Origin of the sequence: Variovorax defluvii, assembly GCF_039541515.1 — a bacterium.
GTDB lineage: Bacteria > Pseudomonadota > Gammaproteobacteria > Burkholderiales > Burkholderiaceae_C > Variovorax > Variovorax defluvii.
On the sequence record NZ_BAABGJ010000011.1, the window covers coordinates 1 to 13,063 of the forward strand.

Sequence of the window (13,063 nt, forward strand, 5' to 3'; positions counted from 1 at the left end):
CGTCGCCGCCTTCGCGGCCCTTGACCGCTCGCGGCGGCGCAGTCCGGCGAGGAAAGGCACCGTGGCAACAGTGCCCGCACGCCTTCACCTCATCGGTGGGCGCGGATCATAGGCAAACACAACAACGCACACCAGACACGAAGAAAGTTCACTTGCTGCTCGCTTGCAAACTTGGCCAGCGTTGCTGCTCGCGCAGCCGCGCGCCTCGACCGGACGCCCGGTGGTCGCTAGGCAACCTGACTCAAGTCATTGCCATTCCGCCGCGCCTGATCGATCAGCCGCGCCGTCATCTGCGCCGCCATCTGCAGCCGCTTCAGATCGCGCTCCGCCAGTTCCTGATTGGCGGCAAAGCTGAAGCAGCACAGCGTCCCGTAGATCGACCCGTCCGCCAGCCGGATCGGCGTGCTCATGTGCGCACCGATGCGGAACGGCGTCGCAGGGAGTGCATCGCGCCCGGGATAGGTGCTCACGTCCCTCACCAGCTCAGGCAGCCGGCCGTCGAGGACCTGGCGGCAGAAGCTTTCTTCCTCCGGGTCCGATGCGCCTTCCTTCAGGAGTTGCAGGCCGTGCGGCGGGTCCACGTTGCGGAAGAAGCGCAGGCCGCCCTGGACGCAGGAGACGAAGGCCAGGTCCATGTTCAGGTGCTCGCGTACCAGGCGCAGGACGTCGCGCACCGCGCGGTCGACCCGGTCATCGCCGGCGTCGGACGTGACGATCGCGAAAGACCTCAGCGCCGACTCGAAGGCTTCGAATACGCCATGTGCTGGCGCTGCGGATGCACCGCTGCTCACCTCACCGCCCATGTTCATTCCCATGCTCTGGATTCGCGTCCAAATGTAATGGGCAAGGCGCGCGCCTGACAAGCCTGACGGGCGCCAGGTCCAGCCGACGCGGTGTTGGCCTACACACTCGGCGGGCTGTCCGCCAGATGGCGGCTATTCCGGCTGCGCATCCAGCGCGGCCGCGCGGCTGCGCCCCCGCTCGCTGTACAGCATGTACAGGCCGGAGCTCACGAGCAACGCGATGCCCGTCCAGGCCCATCCGCTGGGGACCTCGCCCCAGACCGCATAGCCCAGCACCATCGCAAAGAGCACTGCCGTATAGCGAAAAGGCGCGGTGAGTGTGACCTCGCCCGCGCGCATGCACTGCACCAGCAGGAAGTAGCCGCCGGCGAGGAAGGCCGCCGCGACGGCGAGCAGGGCCAGATCGGCCCAGGCCATCGGCTGCCACTCGCCCAGCAGGCTCAGGCAACCGGCCAGCAGGGTGACCGCGAGCGCGGTTGCCAGCGTGATGATGATCGAGGGAATGGCCGGATCGATGCGCCGCGTCATCAGGTCACGCATCGCGTGGAACAGCGTGCCGAGCAGGCACAGCAAGGCCCACGCATTGAAGTCGCCTCCGCTGGGCTGCACGATGCACAGCACGCCCACGAAGCCCAGCACCACGGCAGACCAGCGCGCCGCACCGGCACGCTCGCGCAGGAAGAGCACGGCGAAGACCGTCATGAACAGCGGCGCGGCGAGGTTGATGGCCGTGGCATTGCCGATCGGCAGGCGGAACAGCGACAACAGGTACAGCATGGTGGCGCAGGCATCGACCGCCCCGCGCAGCGCCACCCGCGGATGCAGCAGCGCGCCGGCCTGGCGCAGCGCGCCCAGCCGGTGCGCGACCCCGAGCACCAGCGCGGAGGCCATCAGCCCGCGCAGGAAGATGAGCTGCGCAGCGGGCAGGGACTCGCTGACATGCTTGACCAGCGCGTCGTTGGAGACGAAGCAAGCCATGGCGCCGATCATGGCGGCGATGGCACGCGCGTTCACGCGGGCGGAGGAACGAGAGGTCAAGGAGGACAAGGGCTGCAACATGAAAGAGACCGAAGCGCGCGACGGCGCCTCGTCACGAGAACCACACCGCCCCTGATCCTGCCACACCCCACGCTCTCGCTATGGCCTGGCCAAGGGCTTGCGCTTGCGCACACCCGACTGCCCGCCGCGCCAGGCCTCCGGCGAACAGCCGAACTGGATGCCGAACCACCGCGTGAAAGCGCTGTGGCTGCCGTAGCCCAGCATCGCGGCCACCTCGCCCAGGCTGTGGCGGTTGTTGGCCACGTAGCGCGGGGCCAGTTCGTGCCGGACCTCGTTGATCAACTGCTTGAAGTTCAGCGATTTGCCGTCGAGTTCGCGCTGCAGGGTGCGCACGCTCATCCCGAGGCCCTGTGCCACCGACTTGCAGGTGGCCCGCCCGGCCGGCAGCATGAGGTAGATCGCCTTGCGCACTTCCTGGTCGATGGCGCGCTGCCGGTCGTCGGGCAGCGCCTCGATCATCTTCCTGGCGTAGTCCGCCAGCACCGGGTCGGCCGCGGGGTTGGCAACGTCCAGATCGGCGGCGCGGCACACCAGGCCATTGAAGCTGCCGTCGAATTCGATGCGGCACTTGAAGAAGCCGCGATGGAAGCCGAGGCTGGCCGGCGCTTCGTGGGTGAAGCTCACACCGACCGGCTGCCAGCGCTCGCCGAGCAAGGCCTCACCCATGCGGTAGAGCACGCCGATCGCCAGTTCGATGGATTGCCGCGCCTCGATCGCGACCAGCAGTTCCTCCCGCAGGATGACGAGCTTGCCCACGTCCTCCACCTGGATCGCCAACTGCTCGTTGAGCAGGTGCAGGTGCTCGATGAGCGTGAGCAACACCTGGCGCAGCGTGGGCTGGTGCATGAGCAGCAGGCTGACGATGCCGAAGTTCGACAGCTGCCGCCGGGCCGCGACGCGCAGGCCGAAGGATTCGCAGCCGGTGCTGTGCGCCGCGTCCTCGAGCAGCCGGGCGACGCGCTCCGCCTCGATGAGCTGGTCCGGCTGGCGGATCAGCGCCGCCCTCAGTCCCGCCTTGCGCAGGGCCGCGGCCGGGTCATGGCCGAGTTCCTGAGCCACTTCCGAGAAGTTCGTGAGCGCCGCCGCGCGTACCAGAGCCGTCATGGGTCGTCCCCTGTGCAAATTCATTCTGGCATGAAATGTCAAACGCCTGGCATCGAATGCAAAGCCGGAACAGGGCCCGGCTCCTACAGTCTGGCCACCCACCACGGAGACATTCATATGAAGATCGAAGCGCTGACCTGCGCCATCGGTGCCGAGCTGAAGGGGGTCAGCCTGGCCGATGCGGCACGAGACGACGAGCTGTTCGCCGAGATCAAGGCGGCCTTGCTGCGCCACAAGGTGCTGTTCCTGCGCGGGCAGTCCATCAGCCGCGCGGAGCACGTGGCCTTCGCCCGCCGCTTCGGCGAGTTGGAGGACCATCCCGTCGCCGGCAGCGACCCGGAGCACCCTGGGCTGGTGCGCATCTACAAGACGCCGGACACGCCCAACGACCGCTACGAGAACAGCTGGCACACCGACGCCACCTGGCGCGAGGTGCCGCCGATGGGCTGCGTGCTGCGCTGCATCGAGTGCCCGCCGGTGGGCGGCGACACGATGTGGGCCAACATGGCGCTGGCCTACGAACGGCTGCCCGAGCACGTCAAGACCGTGATCGCGCCGCTGCGCGCCCGCCACAGCATCGAGTGCACCTTCGGCGCCGCGATGCCCATCGAAAAGCGGCTGGCGCTCAAGCAGCAGTTCCCCGATGCCGAGCACCCGGTGGTGCGCGTTCATCCCGAGACCGGCGAGAAGGTGCTGTTCGTCAACGGCTTCACCACCCACTTCACCAACTTCCACACGCCGGCCAACGTGCGCTACGGGCAGGACTTCACGCAGGGCGCCTCGTCGCTGCTGCAGTACCTGATCAGCCAGGCCGCCATCCCCGAGTACCAGGTGCGCTGGCGCTGGCAGCCGGACAGCGTGGCGATCTGGGACAACCGCGCCACGCAGCACTACGCCGTGATGGACTACCCGCCCTGCCACCGGAAGATGGAACGCGCGGGCATCGTCGGCACGCCCACTGCCTGACTCTCTTCTTCGCTTTCCTTTCTGCCTTGCCTGCACGGAGCCCCACATGAACTTCCTCGACGGTCACCTGTTCCCCGAGAACCAGCAGCCCCTGGTCATCACCGCTGCCCCCTATGCGCCCTCGTGGCTGCCCTCGGACTTCCCCGGCGAGATCGCCGTGACGATGGAAGAGCAGATCCAGAAAGCGGTGGACTGCTACGAGGCCGGCGCCACCGTGCTGCACCTGCACGTGCGCGAACCGGACGGCAAGGGCAGCAAGCGCCTGTCCAAGTTCAACGAGCTGATCGCCGGCGTGCGCGAGCGTGTGCCGGAGATGATCATCCAGGTCGGCGGCTCCATCAGCTTCGCCCCCGAGACCGAGGGCGCGGCCGCCAGGTGGCTGAGCGACGACACCCGCCACATGCTGGCCGAGCTGGACCCGAAGCCCGACCAGGTGACGGTGACGGTGAACACCTCGCAGATGAACATCCTGGAGCAGTTCGACATGCGCGACATCCAGGGCACCTCGATGGAGGACCCGGCCGTCTTCAACGCCTACAAGGAGATGACCGTGCCCGCGCAGCCGGGCTGGGCCGAGGAGCACATCCGGCGCCTGTCGGCCGCGGGCATCCAGAGCGCCTTCCAGTGCTACAACATCAACAGCTTCGAATCGGTGGAGCGGCTGATCCGGCGCGGCATCTACAAGGGCCCGCTGGCGCTGAACTGGGTGGCCATCGGCGGCGGGATGGATGCGCCCAACATCTACAACCTGGCGAACTTCGTGCGGGCCGTGCCCGACGGCGCGATGCTGACGGTGGAGAGCTCGGTGCTCAACGTGCTGCCGGTCAACATGATGGGCATCGCCATGGGGCTGCACGTGCGCTGCGGCACGGAGGACAACCTCTGGAACCAGTCGCGCACCGCCAAGATCGGCACGGTGGCGCAGATCGAGCAGCTGGTGCGCATCTCGCGCGAATTCGGCAGGCCCATTGCGACGGCGGCGCAGGCGCGCGAGATCTGCAAGATCGGCGTCTTCTACGACACGGTGGAAGAGACGCTGCTCGCCAACGGCTTCGCGCCCAACCGCAACGGCGCGCAGCAGGGCTTCCTGCGCAAGGCCGCCTGATCCGCGCACTGGAGCGACCATGAAGCGCGCCGCCATTACCTCCCTGCTGACCACCGCCCTCGCCGTGCTGGCCGCGTCGCCTGCAGCCGCCTTCACCGACAAGCCGGTGAAGCTGATCGTGCCCGCACCGCCGGGCGGCACCATCGACGTGATGGCGCGCATCGTGGGCGACCAGCTCTCGCGCGACATCGGCCAGCCGGTGGTGGTGGAGAACAAGCCGGGCGCCGGCGGCTCCATCGCCGCCAGGTACCTGATCTCGCAGCCGGCCGACGGGCAGACGCTGATGGTGACGGCCAGCAACGTGCTGACCGAAGTGCCGCACGTGCTCAAGGGCGGCTTCGATCCGCTCAAGGACGTCAAGCCGCTGGCGCTGATGGCGCGCTCGTCGATGCTCTTCATCGCCTCGCCGCAGTTTCCGGCCAAGGACGCGAAGGAGGCCATCGCCTACGTGAAGGCGCATCCCGGGCAGGTGTCCTTCGCCTCCTACAGCGCCGGCACCGCGTCGCAGTATGCGGGCGAGATCCTGAACAAGGCGGCGGGGCTGGACATGCAGCACGTGCCCTACCCCGGCTCGGCGCCCGCGCTGGCGCAGGTGATGGGCGGGCAGATCCCGCTGATGTTCGACGGTGCCGTGACCTCCAAGGCGCCGATCGCGGCGGGCAAGGTGCGGCTGCTGGCCATCGCGGCCAAGGGGCGGCTGCCGGACTTCCCGGGCGTGCCCACGCTCGCCGAGCTCGGCTACCCGGAGCTGAACTTCAGCAACTGGGTCGGCGTGGTCGCCTCCGCGCAGATGCCGGCCCCGCTCGCCGAGAAGATCCATGCGGCGCTGCAGAAGGTGGCGGCCAACGCCGCCGTGCGCGAGCGGCTGGTCGGCGTCGGCTTCGAGCCGATGGCGGAGCGTTCGCTGGCACAGGCGCAGGCCGAGCTGCGCGAGGAGCACGACCGCAACGCCGGGATCGTGCGGAGCTTCGGCATCAAGCTCAACTGAAGCCCCTGAAAGCCCTCCCCCTCCCGAACCGACAAAAGACTGGAGACATCCCATGGTCAAGGCCATCCGTTTCAACGAGACCGGCGGTCCCGAAGTGCTGAAGCTGCAGGACGTCGAGGTGGGCGACCCCGGCCCCGGCGAGGCGCGCGTGCGGCACAGCTACATCGCGCTGAACTTCATCGACATCTACTTCCGCACCGGACGCTACCCGCTGCCGCTGCCCAACGGGCTGGGCTCCGATGCGGTGGGCGTGGTCGAGGCCGTCGGCCCCGGTGTGACGGACATCCGTGTGGGCGAGCGCGTGGGCTACCTGATCGGCCCGCAAGGCGCCTATGCACAAGCGCGGGTGATGCCCGCGGAGGTGCTGATCCCGCTGCCCGAGGGCATCGCCGATCGCACCGCCGCCACGCTGATGATGAAGGGCATGACGGCGCAGTACCTGTTCCGCCAGGTCCGCCCCTTGCAGCGCGGCGAGACCATCCTTTACCACGCGGCCGCCGGCGGCGTGGGCCTGATCGCCTGCCAGTGGGCGCGCGCCATGGGCGTGACCATGATCGGCACCGTCAGCACCGACGAGAAGGCGGCCCTGGCCCGCGCCAATGGCTGCACGCACACCATCGTGAGCTCGCGCGAGGACATCGCGGAGCGGGTCAGGGAGATCACCGAGGGCAAGGGCGTGCCGGTGGTCTACGACTCGATCGGCAAGGACACGCTGGAGGCCTCGCTGGCCTGCCTGCAGCCGCGCGGCACGCTCGTGAGCAACGGCACCTCGTCGGGCCCGGTGGTGATCGACACGCGGCAGCTCGCCGCCAAGTCGATCTGGCTCACGCGGCCGGCGATGGTGCACTACATCCAGCCGCGCGCGCACATGCTGGAGATGGCGTCAGAGCTGTTCGGCCACGTGCTCGCCGGGCGCATCACGAGCGAGCCCCAGCAGGCCTTCGCGCTGGCAGACGCGGCCGAGGCGCACCGTGCGCTCGAAGGCCGAAAGACCACTGGCTCCACCGTCTTGGTGCCCTGAGGCCAACGAGGAAGTCCATCCGATGAAACACCTCGTCCTGGCCCTGTCCGCGCTTGCCGCCGGCACGGCCGCGGCCCAATCGTCCCTCACCCTGTTCGGTGTGGTCGATGCCGGCGTGAGCCGCTACACCACCAAGAGCCGGTCCTGGAACGGGACGCAGCAGCAGGTGACCCAAAGCCAGACGGCCCTGTCGAGCTCGGGCTACAACTCCAGCCGCATCGGCTTCCGCGGCACCGAAGACCTCGGCGGCGGGCTGGCGGCCAGCTTCTGGCTGGAGGCACCGGTGGCCAACGACTCGGGCGCCAGCGGCATCGCGAACTTCGGCCGCCGCTCCACCCTCAGCCTGTCGGGCCCCTTCGGCGAAGTGCGCCTGGGCCGCGACTACACCGCCTCCTTCTGGAACGACGCCGTGTTCGACCCCTTCGGCGTCAATGGCGTGGGCACCAACCTCATCGCGGTGGTCAACAGCAACCTGGCAGCCGTGCGCGCCCTGGCCACCGGCGGCCTGCTCAACGGCGGGCTCTCCGCCGGCACCGACAGCTACCTGCGCACCAGCAATGCCATCAGCTACTTCCTGCCGGCAAACCTCGGCGGCTTCTACGGCCAGGTGCAGTACGCGCTGCACGAGAACGTGAGGGACAGCAGTGCCGCCACCGGCAGCTCACGGCGGGGCCGCTATGCGGGTGCGCGCTTCGGCTGGACCGACGGCAAGGCCGACGTGGCGCTGGGCTACGGCGAGAGCACGCTGTCGAGCACCGCGCCCACGGCCGAGAAGATCAAGAGCCTCAACATCGGCGCCAGCTACGACCTGGGGACGGTGAAGCTCTTCGGCGAATGGTCGCGCGTGCGGGATGTCCGCGACGGCACCGCGCCGCTGGCCGCGCGGCTCACCGACCGCTACGACGGCGTGGTGGCCGGCGTGAACGTGCCGGTCGGCGCGGGCGTCATCCGCGCCTCGTACGGGCGGGTGAAGTTCGACGACGGCAACGGCCTGCCGGGCAGCGACGCCTCGGTCAACAAGCTGGCGCTGGGCTACGTGCACCACCTGTCCAAGCGCACGGCGCTTTACGCCTCGGTCGCGCGCATCGACATCCGCAACGGCCGCAACAACCCGTCGGTGGTGGGCGTCACGCCCCTGGTGCTGAGTGTGCGCGCGATCCTGCCGCAGCCCGGTTACGTCAGCACCGGCGGGCTGGAGCCGCGCCGCGCCACGGGCTACGACGTGGGCATCCGGCACGCGTTCTGATCACCCCTGCGGCGCGCGCGCGGCGCCGAGGATCGCCGGCAGTTCCGGCACGAGCGATTCCGGGGCGCGCGCCAGCGCAAGCTCCAAAGTGCCCAACACCGCGGCCGCGATGTCCTTGTGCGAGCCGGCGTCACCGGCCATGGTGTTGTAGTAGTCGAGGTCCTTGCGCGCGTTGGCCACCGAGAAGCGCAGGCCCGAGGTGTCCTGCGACAGCAGGAAGGGCTTGAGCCGCTCCAGCGCGACCCCGCCGCCGCCGCCCTTGGCCAGCACGTCGACGAAGGCCTCGGGCGCCACGCCGTTGCGCTGCGCGCAGGCCGCGGCCTCCGACAGCAGCGCCACCATGCCCAGCGACACGTAGTTGTGCAGCAGCTTCATGCTGTGCCCCGCCCCGACCGGGCCCACGTGGGTGATGTTCTCGGCGAAGCAAGCCAGCAGCGGCCGGCATTCCTCGAGCAAGGCAGCGTCGCCCCCGACCAGCAGGTTGAGCCGGCCCTCGGCCGCTTCCTTGGGGGTGCGCGTCATCGGGCTGTCGAGGAAGCGCCCGCCGGCCGCCTCCACCGCCTGCGCCATGCGCACGCTCGACGAGGGAATGGCCGTGGAGCAGTCGATGACCACGGTGCCCGGTCGCAGGCCTTCGAGCAGGCCGCCGGCACCCTGGAGCACGGCCTCCACCTGGGGCGACCCGGTCAGCACGAGGATGATCGCCTCGGAGCGCGCGGCCAGTTCCTTCAGGCCGGTGAAGGTGGTGGCCCCCGCGGCCTGGAGGTCTTCCAGCGGCTGGTTGCCGGGGTGCTCGAACAGGCCGAGCGCGTAGTTGAGTTTGACGATGTTGCTCGCGATGCCGTGGCCCATCATGCCGATGCCCACCATGCCGATGTTCTTCATTGCTTCGCCTTTCTTCTGTGCTGAACGCCCGAGCGTACCCCGTCGGGCAACGCTTCGCCCCCGGGCAAGCCCCGCGGGGACGGTGGCCGCCCGCCCGCGCGGTGCTGCCAGACCGGCGAGATCGCGTCGGCGGCGCGGAACTGTCCGCGTCCACGAAAACGCCCCGGGCCCGGCCCTTGGTCGATGCGTGATGTATGATGCGACGCATCACGCCCATCGAGCGGAGCGACGCCATGAGAACCACACTTGCCATCGACGATGATGTCCTGGCGGCAGCCAGGCACCTTGCGGAGCGAGAACAAAAAAGCATCGGCGAAGTGATTTCGGCGCTTGCCCGCCAAGGGCTGTCTCGCGGGACTCGGAGCACCAGGGCGGAACGCAACGGCATTCCGCTTCTTCCGAGTCGAAAGTCCGCCGTGCCGGTCACGCTCGAACTTGTGAACCAACTGCGCGACGAGCAGCCGTGAGCCGCCACTTGTTGGACGTGAATGTCCTCATCGCACTCATCGATCCTGCGCATGTCCAGCACGATCAGGTCCATGACTGGTTCGGTCGGGTCGGACACAAGGCATTTGCCACTTGCCCTGTCACTGAGAACGGCCTGCTGCGAATCGTCGGCCATCCCAAGTACCCGAACTCCCCCGGCCCCCCGAGCGTGGTGGTAGCGGCGCTGGCCGCCATACGTGGCTTGCCCGGACACGCTTTCTGGCCCGACAGCATCAGCCTTGTGGGCAGTCCCTGGGTGGATTCGGATCTCTTGTCGAGCCATAGCCGGGTGACAGACGGCTACCTGCTTGCGCTGGCAAAAGAGCACAAGGGAAAACTGGCAACCATGGATCGCAAGCTGGCGACAGAGGTTGTCACCGACGGGAAGTCCACCCTGACCTTGATCTAGGGAAAGGTCTGAACAACTCGCCATGGCGAAGCCCTTGAGGGGGTCACGCACTTCCGCACCTCCGCACCTCCGCACTTTGCACGTCCACAAGGCCCATGACGACGTCGCCAAGCCCAAGAGGCTGCCTGAGCACAATTTGCGAGGATGTATTGGCTGGAGCGCCGGGATCTGCGCGACTTGATTGCATATGATGGTCGTCGCCCAACTCACGTGAGAGCGCTCTTTGCATCAAGCACCGACTTGCCGCTGGCGTCATTGTCGAGAACGAAGGCCGAGTCCTTCTTGTCCGTCATCGCAAGGCTGGGGCTTACGACCGCGCGACGTCGGACTGCGAGCGATGGAGCATCATGACTGACACCCTTGATCCACTGCGAAGCTACGACATGGACCCCCAGACCGGCTTCATGCCCCACTGGGAGCCACTCGAGCGCTTCGACCCCGCCTTCGAAGCCTGGGACGAACTGGCATCGCAACTCGGGCACTGGATCCGCAACCGCCGCATCCGCGAACGCATTCAAGCGCTTCCGCTGCTGGACTGGCGCTTGCTGCACGGCCGCCCAGAACGCGAGCGCGCCATCACGCTGCTGTGTGTCTTCGCGAACGCCTATGTGTGGGGCCTCGACGAGCCGGCGCTGCGCCTGCCCGCGACGCTGGCGGTGCCGCTGTGCGGGCTTTGCGACGCCATGGGCCGCCAGCCCATCGTCCACTACGCCGGCATGCAGCTCTACAACTTCCGCCGCATCGACAAGTCGCGGCCTCTCTCGGCCGACAACGCCGAGCTGCTGGTGCAGTTCCTCGGCGGCGTGGACGAGACCTGGTTCTACATCGCCAACCTCGACCTGGAGCTGGGGGCCGCGCCCGTGCTGGTGGCCGCGCACGGCGCCGTCGATGCCGCGGCACGCGAGGACGAGGGCCGCCTCGGCGCGCACCTCGCGGCCATCGCCCAAGGGATGCCCGCCATCCATGCGGCGCTCGAACGCCAGCGCGAGTGGACCGATCCGCATGTGTTCTTCCACCGCGTGCGGCCCTACGTCCAGGGCTGGCCGGCGCCCGGCGTGGTCTACGAGGGCGTGTCCGACCAGCCCCGCGCCTTGGTCGGCGGAAGCGCCGGCCAGAGCTCGGTGATCCAGTCGCTGGACGCGGTGCTCGGCATCGAGCATCCCAAACCGAGCACCGGCACCTACCTGCGGCTGCTGCGCGACTACATGCCGCCCGCGCACCGGCGCTTCGTCGACGACTGCGAGCGCCTGTCGCGCGTACGCAGCTTCGTCGCGTGCTCGGCCGATGCGGCCTTGCGCGAGGCGTACAACGCCGCCGTGGAAAGCGTCACGCGCTTCCGCACGCTGCACGTGCGCCTGGCCCACGACTACGTGGCGAAGCCCTCCGGCCACGACGCCGACACCAAGGGCACGGGCGGCACCGCTTTCGTCGAATTCCTGCGCGACACGCGGCGCGAGACGATCGATGCGCAGGTGCCATCCACCCCACCAGGCGCCGCGTCCGTCTCCCCGCCAGACCCGCCAGTCCATTTGGACTGATCTGTCGTCAGGCGAAGATTTAGCGAGATAGTTCACACCGGGGATCGGCGACCCCGGGTCAAACTCCTTGCATGGTCAAGCCGTTTTCACTTCTGCTGTGTACCGCCGGCGCTGGGTGGCTCGTCTACACCTTCGGCTTCGGCATGCTGCTCGCGCTCGCCGCGCTCATCGCGGGCGCCGTGCTGCTCTTCGTCGAGGCGCCGGCGCAGCCGATGGTGCATCGCAATGGCCCGCCGACGTGCAGCCAGACCACGGGCTGGCGGGACTTCTAGATGCTATGAAGGACTGCCTCAGGCGGCCACGTGGTACCGAGGGCGCGTGAGCCGGCCATCCGCCAGCTCGAGGGCGAAGCGGAGTTGCGCACCGTCGACGGTCAACTGGAGCTTCAGGCGCGCCGCAATCCTTTCGCAGCCAATCCGGGCACGCTGCCAACTCGCCGATACGTCGTGCGCCGCGAGCGAAGCCATCTCGATGCCCAGGGCACGCCCCACAGCCTCGGACTGCAGGCGCACTGCATTGCGCCCTTGATCGCGCCCCTCCAGATGCGCCTGCAAGCCGGGCACGGCGAGGACGCCATCGCCCAGTTGCAAGGTACCCGACAAGGCGGTGCGGTTCAGCAGCAGCCGCGACTGCTCGGTCAACCCGTGGCCCGCTCCACCCTGCAGCATCGATTCGACGAAGGGCTGCAGCCGCAACTTGCCGCGCTCGGACACCCAGGGACTGAGCATGGCGCCGCGGCGCTCGAACTCCACGCCGGCGAGCGGCGCCGAGGCGAACTGGTACAGGTAGCTGCGCCCGTTCGGCGCATCGACATAGAAACCCATCCGGCTCACGCCCATGCGCGAGTCGGGGCCGACGTGTTCGACGGTGGCGTCGTTGAAGTCGACCTGGCCGAAGCGGATCGGGACCGTCACATCGGCATCGAAGAGCAGGTGCGCGTCGGTGATTTTCCCGTGCACCGTGCCTTCGGCCTCGCCGAGAGGGCCGAGGGACCACGCGTCGGCCGCAGCCGGCGCAGGCGCAGGCGCAGGTGCAGGTGCCGCTGCCGACCCATCCGCCGCGTGCGCGGCGTCCCACACGTGCCGGATGGCAGCCGGCACGAGCACCGGGCCGTGCAGCTTCACGCCGGAGAACTCGACCTCCGCCGCATCGACGGCCGACAGGCGCATCGCGCCGCCCTCGGCCCGCACCGCGGCCGCGAGCTCACGCACGGCGATGCGGCCGACTTCCATGACGAGCGGCCCCGCCGTCAAGCGCAGCGCCGAGGCCTCCAGGCTATTCGCGCGCAGTTCGATCACGCCATCCGGCCCCGGTGAGAGCACCAGGCCCTCCAGCGCGCAGCGGTTGCCGGCGGCGGAATCGGTGCTGTCGAGCACCAGGCCGAGCGCCAGTTCGACGATGGAAGCCGTGAGCGGTGCGGTCATGGCGCTTCTTCTACCAGAGCCGCTCGCAG

General features: G+C 68.6%; 14 protein-coding genes. 9 read left to right on the forward strand and 5 right to left on the reverse strand.

All coding sequences use genetic code 11. From position 1 onward, the window contains the following. Positions 1-227 precede the first annotated feature (227 nt). The 3 genes from ABEA07_RS06940 to ABEA07_RS06950 form a co-directional block, all read right to left on the reverse strand. Entirely contained in the window at positions 228-863 is a 636-nt protein-coding gene (locus ABEA07_RS06940) for a GAF domain-containing protein (RefSeq protein WP_345536775.1), read from the reverse strand. A gap of 72 nt (positions 864-935) precedes the next feature. Then, the gene (locus tag ABEA07_RS06945; RefSeq protein WP_345536776.1) at positions 936-1,841 is read right to left on the reverse strand and encodes a DMT family transporter; all 906 of its coding nucleotides are present in this window, start codon (positions 1,839-1,841) and stop codon (positions 936-938) included. Between the two features lie 99 nt (positions 1,842-1,940). Next, positions 1,941-2,966, reverse strand: a complete 1,026-nt coding sequence (locus tag ABEA07_RS06950) for an AraC family transcriptional regulator (protein ID WP_345536777.1) — start codon at positions 2,964-2,966, stop codon at positions 1,941-1,943. Between the two features lie 117 nt (positions 2,967-3,083). On the opposite strand from ABEA07_RS06950, the gene ABEA07_RS06955 reads away from it, so the two are divergent. Genes ABEA07_RS06955 through ABEA07_RS06975 form a run of 5 tightly spaced genes read left to right on the forward strand, consistent with a single transcriptional unit; the run spans position 3,084 to position 8,292 of the window. Further along, a complete protein-coding gene (locus ABEA07_RS06955; RefSeq protein ID WP_345536779.1) occupies positions 3,084-3,932 on the forward strand; it encodes a TauD/TfdA dioxygenase family protein in 849 nt (282 codons plus the stop codon). Between the two features lie 46 nt (positions 3,933-3,978). Then, a complete protein-coding gene (locus ABEA07_RS06960) occupies positions 3,979-5,037 on the forward strand; it encodes a beta-keto acid cleavage family enzyme (protein WP_345536780.1) in 1,059 nt (352 codons plus the stop codon). Between the two features lie 19 nt (positions 5,038-5,056). Then, positions 5,057-6,025, forward strand: coding sequence for a Bug family tripartite tricarboxylate transporter substrate binding protein (locus tag ABEA07_RS06965; RefSeq protein ID WP_345536782.1), 969 nt, complete (start codon positions 5,057-5,059; stop codon positions 6,023-6,025). Positions 6,026-6,077: 52 nt separating this feature from the next. Beyond that, on the forward strand, positions 6,078-7,046 hold the full coding sequence (locus ABEA07_RS06970) for a quinone oxidoreductase family protein (RefSeq protein ID WP_345536784.1): 969 nt from the start codon (positions 6,078-6,080) through the stop codon (positions 7,044-7,046). 22 nt (positions 7,047-7,068) lie between these two features. Further along, positions 7,069-8,292 (forward strand): porin, encoded by a 1,224-nt coding sequence (locus tag ABEA07_RS06975; RefSeq protein WP_345536785.1) that lies wholly within the window; start codon positions 7,069-7,071, stop codon positions 8,290-8,292. On the opposite strand, the gene ABEA07_RS06980 is transcribed toward ABEA07_RS06975, so the two are convergent. Further along, positions 8,293-9,177, reverse strand: a complete 885-nt coding sequence (locus tag ABEA07_RS06980) for an NAD(P)-dependent oxidoreductase (RefSeq protein WP_345536787.1) — start codon at positions 9,175-9,177, stop codon at positions 8,293-8,295. 233 nt (positions 9,178-9,410) lie between these two features. Between ABEA07_RS06980 and ABEA07_RS06985 the strand changes: the two genes are divergently transcribed. The 4 genes from ABEA07_RS06985 (at position 9,411) to ABEA07_RS07000 (ending at position 11,882) form a co-directional block, all read left to right on the forward strand. Further along, on the forward strand, positions 9,411-9,644 hold the full coding sequence (locus ABEA07_RS06985) for a CopG family transcriptional regulator (protein WP_345536788.1): 234 nt from the start codon (positions 9,411-9,413) through the stop codon (positions 9,642-9,644). Beyond that, positions 9,641-10,072: a TA system VapC family ribonuclease toxin gene (locus ABEA07_RS06990; protein WP_345536790.1), complete on the forward strand. Its 432-nt coding sequence runs from the start codon at positions 9,641-9,643 to the stop codon at positions 10,070-10,072. The genes ABEA07_RS06985 and ABEA07_RS06990 overlap by 4 nt, the downstream gene beginning before the upstream one ends. A gap of 347 nt (positions 10,073-10,419) precedes the next feature. After that, positions 10,420-11,610, forward strand: a complete 1,191-nt coding sequence (locus ABEA07_RS06995) for a PrnB family protein (RefSeq protein WP_345536792.1) — start codon at positions 10,420-10,422, stop codon at positions 11,608-11,610. Positions 11,611-11,681: 71 nt separating this feature from the next. Next, complete coding sequence (locus tag ABEA07_RS07000) at positions 11,682-11,882, forward strand: hypothetical protein (protein WP_345536793.1); 201 nt, start codon at positions 11,682-11,684, stop codon at positions 11,880-11,882. An 18-nt stretch (positions 11,883-11,900) separates the two neighbouring features. Here ABEA07_RS07000 and ABEA07_RS07005 read toward each other — a convergent pair whose 3' ends face one another. Next, a complete protein-coding gene (locus ABEA07_RS07005; protein ID WP_345536794.1) occupies positions 11,901-13,034 on the reverse strand; it encodes a hypothetical protein in 1,134 nt (377 codons plus the stop codon). Positions 13,035-13,063: the final 29 nt, after the last annotated feature.

Coding starts and splice junctions, on each gene's coding strand:
- ABEA07_RS06950 (WP_345536777.1), bottom strand. CDS start 2,966: ATGACGGCTCTGGTACGCGCGGCGGCGCTCACGAACTTCTCGGAAGTG.
- ABEA07_RS06955 (WP_345536779.1), top strand. CDS start 3,084: ATGAAGATCGAAGCGCTGACCTGCGCCATCGGTGCCGAGCTGAAGGGG.
- ABEA07_RS06960 (WP_345536780.1), top strand. CDS start 3,979: ATGAACTTCCTCGACGGTCACCTGTTCCCCGAGAACCAGCAGCCCCTG.
- ABEA07_RS06965 (WP_345536782.1), top strand. CDS start 5,057: ATGAAGCGCGCCGCCATTACCTCCCTGCTGACCACCGCCCTCGCCGTG.
- ABEA07_RS06970 (WP_345536784.1), top strand. CDS start 6,078: ATGGTCAAGGCCATCCGTTTCAACGAGACCGGCGGTCCCGAAGTGCTG.
- ABEA07_RS06975 (WP_345536785.1), top strand. CDS start 7,069: ATGAAACACCTCGTCCTGGCCCTGTCCGCGCTTGCCGCCGGCACGGCC.
- ABEA07_RS06980 (WP_345536787.1), bottom strand. CDS start 9,177: ATGAAGAACATCGGCATGGTGGGCATCGGCATGATGGGCCACGGCATC.
- ABEA07_RS06985 (WP_345536788.1), top strand. CDS start 9,411: ATGAGAACCACACTTGCCATCGACGATGATGTCCTGGCGGCAGCCAGG.
- ABEA07_RS06995 (WP_345536792.1), top strand. CDS start 10,420: ATGACTGACACCCTTGATCCACTGCGAAGCTACGACATGGACCCCCAG.
- ABEA07_RS07000 (WP_345536793.1), top strand. CDS start 11,682: ATGGTCAAGCCGTTTTCACTTCTGCTGTGTACCGCCGGCGCTGGGTGG.
- ABEA07_RS07005 (WP_345536794.1), bottom strand. CDS start 13,034: ATGACCGCACCGCTCACGGCTTCCATCGTCGAACTGGCGCTCGGCCTG.